Origin of the sequence: Pseudomonas sp. FBF18 (assembly GCF_024261405.1) — a bacterium.
GTDB lineage: Bacteria > Pseudomonadota > Gammaproteobacteria > Pseudomonadales > Pseudomonadaceae > Aquipseudomonas > Aquipseudomonas palmensis.
In genome coordinates this window covers 116182-131643 of record NZ_QKRS01000004.1, presented here as the reverse complement: position 1 = coordinate 131643, position 15462 = coordinate 116182, and the positions used below count along the sequence as shown (strand labels likewise).

Annotated in this window: 13 protein-coding genes; 2 read left to right on the top strand and 11 right to left on the bottom strand. The window is 65.9% G+C overall.

Features of this window, described 5'->3' with window-relative positions:
- Positions 1–975: a tripartite tricarboxylate transporter substrate binding protein gene (locus tag DN387_RS08585; protein ID WP_054914351.1), complete on the top strand. Its 975-nt coding sequence runs from the start codon at positions 1–3 to the stop codon at positions 973–975.
- 39 nt (positions 976–1014) lie between these two features.
- Here the strand turns inward: DN387_RS08585 and DN387_RS08580 are convergent, their stop codons facing one another.
- The 4 genes from DN387_RS08580 to DN387_RS08565 form a co-directional block, all read right to left on the bottom strand.
- Positions 1015–1905: a LysR family transcriptional regulator gene (locus DN387_RS08580; protein ID WP_054914352.1), complete on the bottom strand. Its 891-nt coding sequence runs from the start codon at positions 1903–1905 to the stop codon at positions 1015–1017.
- Between the two features lie 89 nt (positions 1906–1994).
- Complete coding sequence (locus DN387_RS08575; protein WP_054914353.1) at positions 1995–4394, bottom strand: hybrid sensor histidine kinase/response regulator; 2400 nt, start codon at positions 4392–4394, stop codon at positions 1995–1997.
- Positions 4395–4403: 9 nt separating this feature from the next.
- Positions 4404–4865: a response regulator gene (locus DN387_RS08570; RefSeq protein ID WP_043864031.1), complete on the bottom strand. Its 462-nt coding sequence runs from the start codon at positions 4863–4865 to the stop codon at positions 4404–4406.
- 18 nt (positions 4866–4883) lie between these two features.
- Positions 4884–7139 carry an ATP-binding protein gene (locus DN387_RS08565; RefSeq protein WP_054914354.1) on the bottom strand — a complete coding sequence of 752 codons (2256 nt, stop codon included), beginning with the start codon at positions 7137–7139 and terminating at the stop codon, positions 4884–4886.
- Positions 7140–7434: 295 nt separating this feature from the next.
- Here DN387_RS08565 and mqo point away from each other — a divergent pair, with 295 nt between their 5' ends.
- Positions 7435–9081 carry a malate dehydrogenase (quinone) gene (mqo, locus tag DN387_RS08560; RefSeq protein ID WP_043864029.1) on the top strand — a complete coding sequence of 549 codons (1647 nt, stop codon included), beginning with the start codon at positions 7435–7437 and terminating at the stop codon, positions 9079–9081.
- A gap of 34 nt (positions 9082–9115) precedes the next feature.
- Here the strand turns inward: mqo and DN387_RS08555 are convergent, their stop codons facing one another.
- The 7 genes from DN387_RS08555 to DN387_RS08525 are packed head-to-tail and all read right to left on the bottom strand — an operon-like array spanning position 9116 to position 15407.
- The gene (locus tag DN387_RS08555) at positions 9116–10483 is read right to left on the bottom strand and encodes a sensor histidine kinase (protein WP_054914355.1); all 1368 of its coding nucleotides are present in this window, start codon (positions 10481–10483) and stop codon (positions 9116–9118) included.
- Positions 10480–11142 carry a response regulator gene (locus tag DN387_RS08550; RefSeq protein ID WP_054914356.1) on the bottom strand — a complete coding sequence of 221 codons (663 nt, stop codon included), beginning with the start codon at positions 11140–11142 and terminating at the stop codon, positions 10480–10482. The genes DN387_RS08555 and DN387_RS08550 overlap by 4 nt, the downstream gene beginning before the upstream one ends.
- Positions 11143–11153: 11 nt before the next feature.
- A complete protein-coding gene (locus DN387_RS08545; protein WP_054914357.1) occupies positions 11154–11798 on the bottom strand; it encodes a tetratricopeptide repeat protein in 645 nt (214 codons plus the stop codon).
- Entirely contained in the window at positions 11795–12604 is an 810-nt protein-coding gene (locus DN387_RS08540; protein WP_054914358.1) for an SDR family oxidoreductase, read from the bottom strand. Before DN387_RS08540 ends, DN387_RS08545 begins: the two co-directional genes overlap by 4 nt.
- A complete protein-coding gene (locus tag DN387_RS08535) occupies positions 12591–13262 on the bottom strand; it encodes a TenA family transcriptional regulator (RefSeq protein WP_054914359.1) in 672 nt (223 codons plus the stop codon). The genes DN387_RS08540 and DN387_RS08535 overlap by 14 nt, the downstream gene beginning before the upstream one ends.
- Complete coding sequence (locus DN387_RS08530; RefSeq protein ID WP_054914360.1) at positions 13259–14740, bottom strand: AMP-binding protein; 1482 nt, start codon at positions 14738–14740, stop codon at positions 13259–13261. Before DN387_RS08530 ends, DN387_RS08535 begins: the two co-directional genes overlap by 4 nt.
- On the bottom strand, positions 14730–15407 hold the full coding sequence (locus tag DN387_RS08525) for a thermostable hemolysin (RefSeq protein ID WP_054914361.1): 678 nt from the start codon (positions 15405–15407) through the stop codon (positions 14730–14732). Before DN387_RS08525 ends, DN387_RS08530 begins: the two co-directional genes overlap by 11 nt.
- Between the last annotated feature and the right edge of the window lie 55 nt (positions 15408–15462).

Here is a 15462-nt window from a genome sequence, read left to right as displayed (position 1 = left end):
ATGAAAATCATCCTACCGCTCAAGTTTGCCCTGGCCGCACTGGCCCTGGGCGTTGCCGCACTGGCTCAGGCCGATGCCTACCCGAGCCGCGCCGTGACCCTGGTGGTGCCGTTCCCGCCGGGCGGCGCTGCCGATACCGTGGGGCGCTACTACGCCGAGCAGTTGTCGGCCTCGCTGGGCCAGCCGGTGGTGGTCGACAACAAGCCCGGTGCCGGCACCGCAATCGCCGCCGAGGCGGTGGCCAAGGCCAAACCCGATGGCTACACGCTGTCGCTTGCCACCGCCGGGCAGCTGACCATACTGCCCAACCTGCAGAAGGGCCTGCGCTACGACCCGCTGCAGGACTTCACGCCCGTGGCGGTGCTGGCCTCGGTGCCCAACGTGGTGGCCGTACCGGCTGCCAGCAAGGTCGACACGCTGCAGGCGCTGATCGACCAGGCCAAGGCGCGCCCGGGCGCGTTGAGCTATTCGTCGTGCGGCAACGGCACCCTGTGCCACCTGTCCGGGGAGTTGCTGAAGAACCTGGCGGGCATCGACCTGCTGCACGTGCCGTACAAGGGCAGTGCGCCGGCGGTCACGGCGGTGCTGGGCGGCGAGGTGGATGTAGCGGTGGATACCCTCACCGTGCTGGCCCCGCAGATCCAGGCCGGCAAGCTCAAGGGGCTGGTGCTCAGCAGCGCGCAGCGCTCGCCGTTGCTGCCAGGGGTGCCGAGTGCCAGCGAGGCAGGCCTGCCGGGGTTCGAGGCATCGGGCTGGTTCGGCCTGGTGCTGCCCAAGGGCGCTTCGCCGCAGCTGGTCGAGCAGTTGAGCGCGGCGATTGCCGCGATTGCCCAGGCGCCGCAGACCGCCGAGCGGTTCGCGCAGAACGGGATCAGCGTCGAGCACAGTACCCCGGCGGGGTTTGCCAAGCTGATCGCCGATGACGGCGCACGGTGGGGCGAGGTGATCCGGGCGGGCAACATCACGCTGGAGTGAGGCCCGCTGCCTTGGCTGATGCGGGGCAGGGCGGGGCTGCTACAGCGCCAGCCGCTGCGCCGTGACGCTGCCGAACAGCTCCACCGGCTCCTGCAGGTTGCCCAGGTAGCTGGGGTGAAACAGCCACAGGTCGACCTGGGGCTTGAAGTCGCTGACGTTGACCACTTCAAGCAGGTCGCGATGACGGCTGGCGGCCAGCAGCGGCTCGGGCACCAGCCCCAGGCCCTGGCCGTTGGCGACCAGGCCCAGTTGCAGTTCGGTGCCGAAGGTTTCCAGGTTGATCTGCAGCGACAGCCCCTGTTCGCTCAAGGCGCGCTGCAGGCCGGCGCGAAACCCGCAGCCGTCGGGGTTGAGCACCCAGCCCTGGCTGTAGCAGTCCTTGAGCTTGTAGCTGCGCTTGCTGGCGCTGCCCTTGGCGGCCACCACCCGCAGGTGCATGCGGCCGATGGAACGGCTGGCGATGCCTTCGGGGAAGATCTTGCCGGAGGGGAACAGCGCGGCGGCCGCATCCAGCTCGCCGTTTTCCATCCTGGCGATCAGCGCGCTGCCCCAGCCGCTGGCGACCTGGGTCCGCAGCTCGGGGTAGGCCTGGCGAATCTGCGCCAGGGCATCGAGCAGCACCACATCGCCGATGGTCTGCGGCACGCCCAGGCGCAGGGTGCCGCTGGGCGAGCCGTGGCTGGCCACCAGCTCGCGCAGGGTGTCGATCTCGCGCAGGATGGCCTTGCACTGTTCGTACACGCGCCAGCCCATGGGCGTGGGCTTGAGCGGCTTGGTGTTGCGGTCGAGCAGGTTGGTGCCCAGGTCTTCCTCGAAGTTCTGCACGCGTCGTGTGATGGCCGGCTGCGTCAACTGCAGCGACTGCGCCGCAAGGTTGGTCGACTGGCAGCGGATGACGGCGACGAAGGCGTCCATGTCATCGATCTTCATATTCGGCTCTCACATAGTCTGGCGTTGAAAAATGTCTTTCAAGAATAATCTTTTTTGCTCGGCCAGGTAGAAAGCGTGTACAGGTTTTTTCAACGCGCCAGCGCTGCCCAGATCTTGCTGCGCAAGTCGCGCTCGCTGAACGGCTTCTGGATCACCGTCGAATGGCTCAGCCCCAGCACGTCGGTATTGGCATAGCCAGTCACGAACACCATCGGCAACTGCGGGTAGGAGCGCTTGACCAGGGCCGCCAGCTCGCCGCCGGTCATGCCCGGCATGGCGTAATCGGTCAGCAGCAGGTCGATCTCGGGGCTCAGCATGTTCAGTGCATCCGGGCCGTTGCGCGCCTGCACCACCTTCAGGCCAAACGATTCCAGCAAGGTGGCCGTGAGGGTACGCACGGTGCTGTCATCGTCCACCAGCAGGATGGTCGAGCCCAGCGGCTGATGCGGTTCACTCACCGGCGCAGGGCTGGGCAGCACGGCCACCGCGTCGCCCTGGATCCGCGGCAGGTACACGCTGACCGTGGTGCCGACATCCAGGGTGGTTTCGATGCGCACCCCACCACCGGACTGCTTGGCGAAACCGAACACCTGGGCCAGCCCCAGCCCCGATCCATACCCCACCGGCTTGGTGGTGAAGAACGGCTCGAACGCCCTGAGCAGGGTGTCCTCGTTCATGCCGCTGCCCGAGTCGACGATGGAGAACACCACGTAGTGGCCGGGTTCCGGGTCTTCGGGCCGCAGGGGCGCGGCCTCCACGGTGACGTTGTGGGTACGCAGCAGCACCGAGCCGGGCCCGTTGGCCATGGCGTCGCGGGCGTTGATGATGAGGTTGAGGATGATCATCTCGGTCTGGGTCAGGTCCGCCGAGGCGGTCCACAGGTCCGGGGCCAGCGACATCTCTACCCAGATATTGGCCCCCAGCGCCTTGTTCAGCAGGCTCTGCATGCCGCGCACGGTGGCGTTCAGGTCCACCGGGCGCGGTTGCAGGCGCTGGCGGCGCGAGAACGACAGCAGCTGGGCCGTGAGCCGGGCGCCACGTTCACCGGCATCGGTGATGTGTTCCAGCCGGGTGCGGGCCTTGTCCAGGTTGCCGCGGGCAATGTCGCGCGTGGCAAAGGTCGCGCTGGTGAGGATCACCGTGAGCAGGTTGTTGAAGTCGTGGGCCACTCCAGCCGTCAGCTGGCCGACCACTTCCAGGCGCTGCATCTGCTGCAGCGTGGCTTCCACGCGTTCCTTCTCGTCGATCTGTTCGCGCAGGCGCTTGTTGGTGGCGGCCAGTTCCTCGACCACCGCACGCTCATCGGTGATGTCGCGCACGGCGGCGTACATCAGGCCGTTCTCCGGCACGATGGTCCAGGACAGCCACCGGTAGTCGCCGTTGGCGTGGCGCATGCGGTTGACGAAGCGGGTCGATACGTTGCCGCTGGCGATGCTGCGGGTTTCCTTGATGGTGGCGTCCAGATCGAGGGGGTGGATCAGCTCCCACAGGCGCAGGCTGCCGATCTGGTCCCGCGACCAACCCAGTGCCGCCTCCCAGGCCGGGTTGAAGTTGATCGGGGTCATGTCGAAGCGCAGCACCCCCAGCAGTTCACGCGACAGCTCCCAGGTGCGGTCGCGCTCGCGGGTGCGTTGCTCCACGCGCTCGCCCAGGGTTTCGGTCAACTGCACCAGGGCCTGGGTGGCGACCTTGCGCTCGCTGATGTCCTGCATCACCCCGCTGAAACGCACGCAACGGCCATCCTTGAACAGCGAACGGCCGTTGGAGTTGATCCAGCGCAGGCGACCGCCCGACAACTGCACGCGGTATTCGGCATGGAACACCGATTCGCAGCTCAGGGCCTGCTCGACCTTGGCCCGCAGCATAGCCCGGTCGTCGGGGTGGCAGTGCTCCAGCACCTGGTCAAGGTGCAGGTTGCAGCTGGGCGTGACTTCGTACAGGGCGCGGCAGCGCTCGTCCCACAGCACCGAGCCGCTGGGCACGCTCAGTTCCCACACGCCCATCTCCGCAGCCTGGATGGCCAGGCGGGCGCGGGTCTCGACCTCTTCGAGGGCGTTTTCCGCAGCGCGGCGCTTCTCGCGTTCGCGCACTTCGAGCACGGCGCGGCGGATGGCCTTGGGCAGCACCTTGAGGTTCTGCTTGAGCACGTAGTCGACCGCGCCCAGGCGCATGGTCTCCACCGCCTGCTGTTCGCCGAAGATGCCGGACAGGAAGATGAACGGCGTTTCCGGGGCCGCCCGCTGGGCCACCTCGAGCACCTGGATGCCCGACGAGGAGGGCAGCAGGTAGTCGCACACGATCACGTCGAAGGTGTGCTGCTGCATGGCCTCGCAGGCGCCGATGTGATCGTGCACCACCACCGGGTCGACCTGCAGGCCATAGCGCTCCAGCGTCAACAGCGTGAGCTCGACGTCGTGGGTGCTGTCTTCGATCAGCAGCAGCTTTATTCTGGGGAGCGGCGTCGGCGCTCCGGGCTCTCGTCTAGGCATGTCTTGTCATCATGACTTGGGGCGACGCACGACCCGGGTGGAACCGGGCGGTGGCTCGTTGAGCACGGCCCAGAAAATCCCCAGGTCGGAGATGGCGCCGACGAACTCCTTGAACTCCACGGGTTTGACCACGTAGGCATTCACGCCCAGCTGATAGGCGCGGTCCAGGTCCGGCTCTTCGCGGGACGAGGTCAGCATCACCACCGGAATGCTGCGCAGGTCGGCCGAGTCGCGCACCTGTTCGAGCACCTCCAGGCCATCGACCTTGGGCAGCTTGAGGTCGAGCAACAGCACTGCCGGGTTGCCTTGCGGGCGGTCGGCATGGCTGTTCCTGCGGAACAGGTAGTCCAGCGCCTCGGCGCCGTCGCGTACCACGATCACCTCGTTGGCCAGCTGGCTGCGCTCGAGCGCGAGCAGGGTCAGTTCGAGGTCGTTGGGGTTGTCTTCTACCAGGAGTATCGGTTTGAGCATGGAGCGCCCTCGTGTGGGTCATGCAGTGGGCATGAGGGTTTTCTTTGGAAGTGAAAAATAGAACGTCGCGCCCTGGTCCGGGACACCGTGGGCCCATACCGTGCCGCCATGGCGCTCGATGATGCGCCGCACATTGGCCAGGCCGATGCCGGTGCCTTCGAACTCCTCCATGCGGTGCAGGCGCTGGAACACGCCGAACAGCTTGTTGGCGTACTGCATGTCGAAGCCGACGCCGTTGTCGCGCACGCTGATCACGTGGGCGTCGTCGCGTTCCTGCACGTCGACCTCGATCAGCGCCACCGGCCGGCCGCGGGTGTACTTGATGGCGTTGGCGATGAGGTTGCGCAGGGCCAGGTGCAGGAAGGCCGGGTCGGCCACCACGATCGGCAGGGCGTTGAAGGTCCAGCGGATGTCGCGGCCCTCGTAGTCGGGCAGCATCTCCAGCTTGATGGAGGCGACCATCGCCGACAGGTTGACGTCGGACAGGTGCATGGCGCACCGGCCCATCTGCGAGAAGCTCAGCAGGTTGTCCACCAGGGTGCCGGCGAACTTGGCGGAGTTCTCGATGGTGCCCAGAAAGCGCAGGCTGCGCTCGGACATGTTGGCGCCTTCGGCATCGCTGAGCAGCTCGGCGTAGCCGGCGATATGCCGCAGCGGCGCACGCAGGTCGTGGGAGACGCTGTAGGAGAAGGCTTCCAGTTCCTTGTTGGTCTTTTCCAGGGATTCGGACAGTTGCGCCAGTTCTTCGGCCTTGCGCAGCACGATGCCGAGGATGGCCTGGCGCAGCTCCTGCACGCCCTCGATTTCGCTGGGGTCCCAGGGGGTCGAGAAGCCTTCGACGATCTGCTGCCACTGCTCGAAGCTTTCGCGCGGGTTCAGCGAGCCGCTCTGGGCGATGCTTTTTTCCGGGCGGCCGGCCCAGTGCACCACCTGGGACTGCTGGGGTTTGAACCAGATCAGGTAATGCGGGTGCAGTTCGGAAATGGACACGGCAAGGATGCCGCTGGCCATGTCGGCCAGCCCTGCCAGGTGCGGGATATCGCGCCCGGCGTTGTCGGTATGGAACACCTCGGCGTCGCCGCGGGCGGTCAGCCAGCCCACCAGGGCCATGATCCGCGCCTGGGGCGGGGTGTGCCCGTAGGTATCGCAGCCGGTGCTGGACACCACTGCGGCACCGGCGGCGCCGACGAAGTCGGTGAAGATGTCGGGCAGGGCGCGCAGGCCCAGGCGCACGCTGTCCTGGTCGGCGATGGCGCCCAGCAGTTGCACGATGCGCTGGCGGATCTCGAGCATGCGCGCGTGGCGCAGGTGGGCTTCGCGGGTCTCGATCTGCAGCGACAGCACCCGGCCCAGCAGTTCGCAGGCGGTACGCACCTGAAAGCTCACGCTGCGCGGCGTGCGGTGATGACACGACACCAGCCCCCATAACCGGCCTTCGACCACGATGGAAACCGACATCGAGGCCCAGGTCTGCATGTTGCGCATGTATTGCAGGTGCACGGGCGAGACGCTGCGCAGGGTCGAGAAGCTCAGGTCCAGGGGTTGGCCGGTGAGCAGGTTGGCGGCCGGCAGCAGGCGCGCCGGCTGGTAGTCGGCATCCTCGATCACGCGGATGCGGTTGGCACAGTACAGCGCCCGGGCCTGCGCCGGGATGTCCGAAGCAGGGAAGCACAGGCCCTTGTAGCTGGGGTAGTCGTCGTCGACCAGCTCGGCGTTGACCAGCCCGTTGCCCTCGGTGTCGAAGCGGTAGGACTTGACCCGGCCGAACCCGGTCAGGCGCTTGATCACGCGCACCGCCCGCTCGCACAGCTCGTCGATGCTCTCGCTGTCCGGTGCGCCGCCAACGAAGGAGCGCACCAGCGGGTACAGGCGCGAGCTCGGCGCCGGCACAGCGGCCGGGCGCTGGAATTCGGCGATCAGCACCTGGTCGTGGCGGTGCAGCATCATCGGCAGGCGCTGCGCCTGCTGGCCGATCAGAAACTGTACGTCGGCCACGTGATAGGGCTGGGACTGGTCTTCGTCGAGTTCGCCCAGCTGCTCGACGAAACTGCAACCGTCCTGCACCACCGCATCGAAATGCACGCCCAGCAAGGCGTCGATCTCCACCCCCAGCCAGTCCGGCAGGTTCTCGCTGACCTGGCGGATCAACATGGCCGGCTCCTGCACCACGACCATGAACCCCTGGGGCTGAATGCTGCCGGGGGTACGGATCTGTTCACGGGCGCAGTTGGCCAGGGCGATCTGGAAAGCGTCGCTGGGGTGGGTGGTGGTCACAAGATCCCTCCTGAAGGCGTGTTGGCAGGCCGTGCAGGGGAAGGGCACAAGCGATCCCGGCCAAGTGTAGAAAGCGCGGACAAGGTATCAAATCCTGTGGTTTCACGATGCTAAAACTGATCCTTAGCTGATGAATTGGTTCAGTTTGATAGCGTTTTGCCCGTGCCCTGGCGCCGCCGCGGCCCGATCCAAGGGAACCCCACTGACTGCACCGGGTCGCTTGTACGGCTTGTCATGCGCGATCCATGAGCCACACTCACTGGATCGTCTCGTAATGCAATTGGGGGGATATGCCATGAAGTTCGCAAGGAACGTGGCCACATTGGGCCTGGCCGTGTCACTGGCGGCCGGCCAGGCGCAGGGGGCGGAATCGAAGAAGGTCGATGTACTGCTGGTGGGAGGCGGCATCATGAGCGCCACGCTGGCAATCTGGCTCAACGAGCTGGAGCCGGGCTGGTCGATGGAGATGGTCGAGCGCCTGGACGGGGTGGCCGAGGAAAGCTCCAACGGCTGGAACAACGCCGGCACCGGGCACTCGGCGCTGGCCGAACTGAACTACACGCCCGAGGACAAGGACGGCAATATCAACATCACCAAGGCGGTGGAGATCAACGAGGCGTTCCAGGTGACGCGCCAGTTCCTGGCCTGGCAGGTCAAGAACGGGGTGCTGAAGAACCCGCGCTCGTTCATCAATTCCACGCCGCACATGAGCTTCGTGTGGGGTGACGACAACATCAGTTTCCTCAAGCGCCGCTACGAGGCGCTGCAGGCCAGCCCCCTGTTCCGGCCGATGCAGTATTCCGAAGACCCGGCGCAGATCCGCAAGTGGGTGCCGCTGATGATGGAGGGCCGCGACCCCAACCAGAAGATCGCCGCCACCTGGACGCCGATCGGCACCGACGTGAACTTCGGCGAGATCACCCGCCAGTTCGTGGCGCACCTGCAGCAGCAGGAGAATTTCTCGCTCAAGCTGTCCAGCGAGGTCGAGGACATCCGTCGCAATGACGACGGCTCCTGGCACGTGGAGTACAAGAACCTCAAGAGCGGCGAGAAGTCGACCGCCGATGCCAAGTTCCTGTTCATCGGTGCCGGCGGCGCGGCGCTGCCGCTGCTGCAGAAGTCCGGCATTCCCGAGGCCCAGGACTACGCGGGCTTCCCGGTGGGCGGCTCGTTCCTGGTCACCGACAACCCCACCATCGCCCAGCAGCACATGGCCAAGGCCTACGGCATCGCCGCCACGGGCGCGCCGCCGATGTCGGTGCCGCACCTGGATACCCGGGTACTCGATGGCAAGCGGGTGATCCTGTTCGGGCCGTTCGCGACCTTCTCCACCAAGTTTCTCAAGGAAGGCTCGTACCTGGACCTGTTCTCCAGCATGACCACCCATAACCTGTGGCCCATGACCAAGGTGGGGATCGACCAGTTCGACCTGGTGCAGTACCTGGCAGGCCAGCTGATGCAATCGGACGACGACCGCTTCGAGGCGCTGCAGACCTACTTCCCCCAGGCCAAGAAGGAAGACTGGCGCCTGTGGCAGGCCGGGCAGCGGGTGCAGATCATCAAGCGCGACAAGGAAAAGGGCGGGGTGCTCAAGCTGGGCACCGAGGTGGTGAGCGCGGCCGATGGCAGCATTGCCGGGCTGCTGGGCGCATCGCCCGGCGCATCCACGGCGGCGCCGATCATGCTCGAAGTGCTGCAGAAGGTGTTCAAGGACAAGGTCGCCAGCCCGGCCTGGCAGCAGAAGCTGCACCAGATCGTGCCCAGCTACGGCACCCACCTGAACGACGACCCGGCCCGGGTGCAGCAGGAGTGGGCCTACACCAGCGAGATACTGCAGCTTGCGCCGCCACCGGGCATCGATACCCAGGCGCCGCAGCAGTCGCCGGCCACCGACCCGATCGGCCAGAAGCACAGCGACTCGGACCCTGACCTGGCGCCATGACCGTCGATGGCTACCTGTCAGCGGGGGGGCGGGTTCAGTCCAGCGCAATCTCCAGGGTTGCGCACAGCCCGCCGGTGGCCATGTTCTCCAGCCGGACCTGACCGCCCAGCCGCATGGCGACCGCTTGGACGATGGCCAGGCCAAGGCCGGCGCCCTGTGCATTGCCACGACTGTAGAAGCGCTCGAACAGGCGCTCGCGTTCGGCTTCGTCGATACCAGGCCCCTCGTCCTGTATCGACAGCACGAAATGCGTCGGCTGGCGGCTCAGGCGAACGCTGATGATCCCTCCCTCGGGGGAGAAGTTCGCGGCATTGGTCACCAGGTTGTTGAGTGCGATATCGATCGCCCCGCCATCCACTCGGGCAAGGTAGTTGCCCGGGGCGGCCTCGAACACCAGTTCAAGGCCCTGGTCCAGTAGCCATGGGGTCATCTGCACCAGGCTGTCGCGCACAGTGTGTTCAAGGTCGATTCGCGGGGCATGGGCATGACCCGGCTGCGGTTCCAGGCGTGCCATGGTGAGCAGTTGGTTGACCAGTCGGCTGGCGCGGTCCACCCCGTGTATCAGGTGCGCCAGCGATTCACGGTGCTCCTGTTCGGTCCCGGCCTCCTGCAGGTTTTGCGCGTGCACCCGCAGGACCGCCAGGGGCGTGCGCATTTCATGAGCCGCGTCGGCAATGAAGCGGCGCTCGCGTCCCAGCACTTCCTGGATCTGCGCCAGCATGCGGTTCAGCGCGGCCTGCATCGGTTCGAGTTCTGCAGGCAATGGCATCAGTTGCAGAGGTTCAAGCGACCCTGAATGACGGGCACGCAGGGTTACTGCCATGTTGGCCAGGGGTTTGAGCCCCCAGCCAATGGCCAGCCAGACCATTGCTGCCAGGATCAGGCTGCCGAGCATATTGGGCCACAGGGTGTGGCGTACGATGCGGTCGACCAGGTCAGTGCGTACGTCGTCGCGCTCGCCCACCCAGATCCGCACCTGGTTGATTTTGTCTTCGAGCAGGAAGGCGCGCCACTGCCGGCCATGCAGGTCATGCACGTCACTGAAGCCCGGTGCCGACGGTGGCGAGGTGAAGGCGGGGGCGCTGTTGGTATGTACCAGCACCTGGCCCTGCGCATCCCACACCTGAAACGCGATCTTGCTTTCATAAGGGTGGCCGTCAAGCCTGGGTGTGGCTTCGCTCAGGGCCTGGTTGAACGCCTGGTACAGTTCGGTGTGTTGGTCGCCAGCCAGCGGCATGCGCATGACGCCCTGCAGAAGCCGCGCGTTCTGGGCCAGTTGTGCGTCATACACCTCGGCTATTTCATGGTTGCTGTCATGCAGGTTGAAGGCGCTGAGAATCATCAGGCCGGTAAGCATCAGGCCGATGATCAGGGTCAGGGTACGGCGTCGGATCGACATCATCGGCGCTCCTCCACCAGATAACCCACGCCGCGTACGGTTCGGATCAGGTCGGCGGAGAATTTTCTGCGCAGGTGATGGATGTGCACCTCCAGGGTGTTGCTTTCTGCTTCTTCGTTCCAGCCGTAAAGCAACTGGGTCAGCCGCTCGCGGGTCATGACACGCCCCGGCGGTGAAAGCAGCTCATGCAGCAGCTGATATTCCTTGGGCGTCAGGGGCACGTTCTGCCCATGGAAGGACACCTGCTGAGTGCCGGGGTCCAGGCTGATGCCTGCATGCTCGATTCTTGCCTTGGCCCGCCCGGCGCTGCGGCGCAGCAGGGCCCGCAGGCGCGCCTTGAGCTCCGCCAGGTCGAAGGGTTTGATCAGGTAGTCGTCGGCACCTGCATCCAGCCCGGCAATGCGGTCTTCGGTGGCATCGCGCGCGGTGAGTATCAGCACCGGCAGGGTGGAGCCGCTATGACGCAGGCGACGCAGCACCTGGAGGCCGTCCATACGCGGCAGCCCCAGGTCGAGCACCGCCAGGTCGAAGGTTTCACTGAGCAGCGCATGCAGGGCGCTGCTGCCGTCCCGGAGCCAGTCGACGGTGTAGCCTTCGCGCCCCAGGGCCTGATGAATGCCTTCACCCAGGGCCACGTCATCTTCTATCAGCAGCAAGCGCACGGTGACTCCTGTCAGTCGAGTTTCTTGTCGATGTCCGCCAGCAGCGCGTTGATTTCATGGCGACGTCCGCTATCGGCGATTTCACGCCCTGGCCTCGGGGTGGCTTGCAGTGCCTTGAGCAAGGCTGCCCTGGCCTCGGGGTAACGCTTTTGACGGTAGAGGTGATCGCCCCAGAAGTACAGGCTGTCGATGCCATCGGGATTGATCAGCAAGGCCTGCTTGAGCAGCTGTTCGGCCTTGTCGGCGTCACCAAAGCCGATTGGCCAGCCTGGTACGCGATCATACAGGGCTGCAAGGCTGGTGTAGGCGGAGCCCTGCAGCGCCCTGGGGTCCAGCGTCAGCGCCTTTTCGAGGTCGGCCTTGGCCGTCTTGGCCTTGCCCAGCGCGCCCAGCCCGCCCTGCGCACCGGCCCAACTGCTGGTGACGATGCCCGACCAGATCCAGGCTTCAGCCGTGGTCGGACTTTCCCGGGTAAACGCCGAGGCCTGGCTGGACAATTGCTCGAAGGCTGTCGCGCGTTGGTCTGGCGGCAATTGGTATTGGATGTGTGCCCAGCTTTGCTGAAGCATGTTCAGGCGTTGCTGGTCGGCATTGTCCAGGGCCCAGGCGCCTTGGCTCAGGCCCCAGACCAGCAGGCAGGTGGCGATCTTTTTCATGGTTTGGGCGGCTCGCGGTCGGTCTTGTGGCTGAGGCGGCGGATCAGTGGCAACTGCTTGCGCAGACCGCGGTCCACCAGGTGCGGCAGCAGGTTGTTCAGGCGCACGAAAAAACGCTCCTGCCAACCCAGGTAAAGGTCGCGCCGATCACCGGCAATGGCGTGAATCACGGCGCTGGCCACGGTTTTCGGATCATCGACATTGGCCTTGAGGGCAACGTTCAGGGCCTGCGCCGCCGGGCTGTTCATGGGGGTGCGGGTGGCCCGCGGGGCGACGTACAGAACGTTGACCCGGGTGTCGGCCAGTTCCCGGCGCAGCGCTTCGGAAAACCCGCGCAGGGCGAATTTGCTCGCGCAGTAGGCCGCGTAGCCGGGGTAGCCGATCGAGCCGTAGGTAGACCCGACATTGACCACCATGGCGCTGTCGGCCTGTTTGAGCAGCGGCAACAACAGCCTAGTCAGACACATGGGGGCACTGATGTTCACTGCCAGCATTGCATTGATGTCACTGTCGTCCAGTTGCTCGAACATGGCGAAATGGTTCACGCCCGCGGCATTGATCAGCAGGTTCGCGCCGCCCAGGGCCTGGGCCGCGTTGAGCACCTTGCGCCTGTCCACGAGAAAGGTCAGGTCGGCGCCCATCCAGGTCAGTTGCGCGGGGTACTCCTGCAGCAGCGTTTGCAGGGGTTCGGCATGCCTGGCCACCGCCAGCACGCGGGCGCCGTTGGCGCAAAGGGCGGCGGCTATGGCCAGGCCGATCCCGCCACTGGCACCGGTCAGAACCACGCGGGCGTCAGACAGGCGCATGCTGTGCTCCATCGTGCGGCAGGCCGCGAAACATGTCGGCATACAGGCGGTAGACCACGCGCGACGCATCGATCACCGCGGCCTGGTCATCAGGGGCCTGCAGGGCGTTCATCAAACGGCGATAGGTCTGCATGTGCTCGAGGTCCAGCGAGCCATGGGAACTGAGGTAGCTGAAGGCGGCCTCCGGCAGCGCCAGGCGCGCGCGGATGCTGTGCGCGGCATGGGTGGCCAGGGCGATACTGGTACCTTCCAGCACATTGACCATGCCGAACAGCCCTACCGGGTTGCCCCGCGCGATCAGGTCGTAGAGGTAGGCGACCATCAGCTCGATCGGCAGTGAAGGCCGACCTTCGCGCACGGCATCCCTGTCACCGCCGCAGGCAGCAATGTCGTTGAGTATCCATTGCTCGTGGCCATACTCCTCTTCGATGTACTCGCACACGGCTTTGCGCAGCCACTCCAGCCGCGAGGGCAGGCGGGCGCCGCATGCCATCATCAAGGGTACGGTGTGACGCACATGGTAGTAGGCCTGGGCCAGGAAGGCCTGGTAGCTATCGAGGCTGACCTTGCCTTCGAGGGCATCGCGAATCACCGGCAGGCTGAACAGCGCATGGCGTTGCTGATGGGTTGCTTGTTGCAGCGTGTCGAAAAAGCTCATGGTCGGGTAGCCTCGCAGGCAAGGGGGTCGGTGAGTTGGGAGCGGTAGCGCTCGACGATGGCATCGCGGCGCGGGCGGCCATTGGCCGTGAGCAGGCCATTGGCGGTCGTGAACGGTTGTTCCAGGCGCGTCCAGCGATGCACCTGGGCGTAATCGGGCAGGGCCTGATTGGCCTGGGCCACGGCCGCTGCCAGTTCGGTGTCGGTGCAGCCCGGTTGATGTGGCCACAGCAATGCGTGGTTGTAAGCCATGGCTTCGCCATAGACGAAGGCCTGGGCGAACACCCCTCGCTGGGTCAGTTCGGCTTCGACCCATTCGGGGTTGATGTTGCGGCCGAAGCTGGTGACGAACTGGTGTTTCTTGCGCCCCTTGATGTACAGGAACCCTTCGGCGTCCAGCTCGCCCAGGTCACCGCTGGGCCACCAGGCGTCGGTGTGCGGCGGTTGGCCCAGGTAGCCGAGCAGGGCCGAGCCCTTGATCAGCACCTCGCCGTCTTCGGCCAGCCTGACCTGCAGGTGGGGCAGTGGCTGACCCACGCTGCCGGGGCGATGGGCCTGTGGCCGGTTCAGGCACACCACCGAGGCGCATTCCGACAGGCCGTAGCCTTCATACACCGGCAGGCCGATGCGCTGCGCGCGGATCAGCAGTTCGGTGGCGACCCTGGCCCCGCCCACCGCGGCAAAGCGCAACGTGCGCGGGTCGAAGGCACGCTGTTCAGCGGCGCTGACCAGCACCAGCAGCAGTTGCGGCACCAGGATCAGGCTGTGGGGCGCACGGTCGGCGAGGGTGCCGAGCAGGCGCGCAGCATCGACGCCACTTGCGCCCTGGATGCCCAGAGCCGCCAGGCTGGGGACACTCACCGTGGCCCCGGCCATCAGCGCGGCGTAGCCACCCAGGTTCTCCAGCAGGATCGCCAGCGGCAGCAGGGTCAGGTGGTGCTGTGGCGCGGTGATTCGGCTGGCCTGCTCCAGCGCCCGGGCAACGCGCAGCATGCTCTCGGCGCCCAGGCATACGCCCTTGGGGGTTCCGGTGGTGCCGGAGGTGAAGGTCAGCTTGGCGGTGCCCTCGGGCATCAGGTCGGGCCCCGACCATTGCCTGCGCCAGAACGCGCCGTCTTCGACATAGCCGCACGCCAGCAGTTCGGGGGCCAGGGCCGGCTCGGCAATCACCAGGCTGGCCTGGCTCTGCGCCAGGCAATGGCTGCGCTGTGCGGGGCTGAAAAAGGGCGGCAGCAGCACGCAGGTCACGCCTGCAAACAGCAATGCCAGATCCCACAGCATGGCTTCCACACCGTTATCCAGGGCCAGTGCCACGACCCTGGCCGACTCATCGCGCAGGCGTTGCTGGCGGTACTGCACCTCGGCCTGCAGCGTGGCGTAGTCCAGCTTCAACTGGTCGCCCCACAACGCAATGGCGTTGGGCGTGTGTTCGGCGTGCCTGCGCAGCACCTGTTCGAAATGCTGCAGTTCAGGCGACATGACAGGCCTCCCCGACGGCGGTAGGCAGGCCCAGGCGTGTGAACACGCCCATGTTGCGCAAATGGATGAAGCCTGCACGGATGTTGCCAACATGCACCTGGGGCTGGCTCTGGTAGTAGCTGCCCCAGTTATGGCGTTCTTCGCCCAGGCGCAGGGGGTCGGCCGTGCACAGCCTCACTGGCTTGAGCCCAAGGCGGTGGAAGCTGTTTACCAGGCCGATGCTGCCGGTGAACGCTACCCACTCCAGACCGCCCATGGCCAGCAGGTAGGTAACGGCAATGATGCTCAGGCGCGCGCTGCCGGTATCGGCGGCCGCCAGGTTGCCGACCTCGACGATGGCGCTGCGATCGACAGGGTTGTTCTCGGTGGCGCTGATCAAGGGGGCGATCGGCTCGTCCAGGTAGCGCTCCAGAAACAGCGCCTCACTGCTGGCCAGCCGCACACCGGCCACGGCGCACAGCGCGCCAGAGGCATTGCTGATGCCGAACAGCTGCGGCATGAACTGTGCGATATGCGCACCATGGGCCTTGCGAAAGCGCTGCTGGATGAAGGCCTCGTAGGCCGGGCGCAGGCTATCGCCGGGCAAGGCCCTGGCAAGGCTCATCACCGAACCGCCTGCGGCTGCGAAGTGCAGGGGCAGGGGGATGTTCCAGTCAGAATCGGGCATCGATCACGCCTCCCAGGGTGTGTGTCGGGAGGAGTATCCGAGGCAATTCTTAACG

Bases quoted from the DNA above. Each gene is read 5' to 3' on its own strand.
- DN387_RS08585 (WP_054914351.1), top strand. From the start codon at position 1: ATGAAAATCATCCTACCGCTCAAGTTTGCCCTGGCCGCACTGGCCCTG.
- DN387_RS08545 (WP_054914357.1), bottom strand. From the start codon at position 11,798: ATGAAAAAGATCGCCACCTGCCTGCTGGTCTGGGGCCTGAGCCAAGGC.
- DN387_RS08530 (WP_054914360.1), bottom strand. From the start codon at position 14,740: ATGTCGCCTGAACTGCAGCATTTCGAACAGGTGCTGCGCAGGCACGCC.
- DN387_RS08555 (WP_054914355.1), bottom strand. From the start codon at position 10,483: ATGATGTCGATCCGACGCCGTACCCTGACCCTGATCATCGGCCTGATG.
- mqo (WP_043864029.1), top strand. From the start codon at position 7,435: ATGAAGTTCGCAAGGAACGTGGCCACATTGGGCCTGGCCGTGTCACTG.
- DN387_RS08575 (WP_054914353.1), bottom strand. From the start codon at position 4,394: ATGCCTAGACGAGAGCCCGGAGCGCCGACGCCGCTCCCCAGAATAAAG.
- DN387_RS08535 (WP_054914359.1), bottom strand. From the start codon at position 13,262: ATGAGCTTTTTCGACACGCTGCAACAAGCAACCCATCAGCAACGCCAT.
- DN387_RS08525 (WP_054914361.1), bottom strand. From the start codon at position 15,407: ATGCCCGATTCTGACTGGAACATCCCCCTGCCCCTGCACTTCGCAGCC.
- DN387_RS08580 (WP_054914352.1), bottom strand. From the start codon at position 1,905: ATGAAGATCGATGACATGGACGCCTTCGTCGCCGTCATCCGCTGCCAG.
- DN387_RS08540 (WP_054914358.1), bottom strand. From the start codon at position 12,604: ATGCGCCTGTCTGACGCCCGCGTGGTTCTGACCGGTGCCAGTGGCGGG.
- DN387_RS08570 (WP_043864031.1), bottom strand. From the start codon at position 4,865: ATGCTCAAACCGATACTCCTGGTAGAAGACAACCCCAACGACCTCGAA.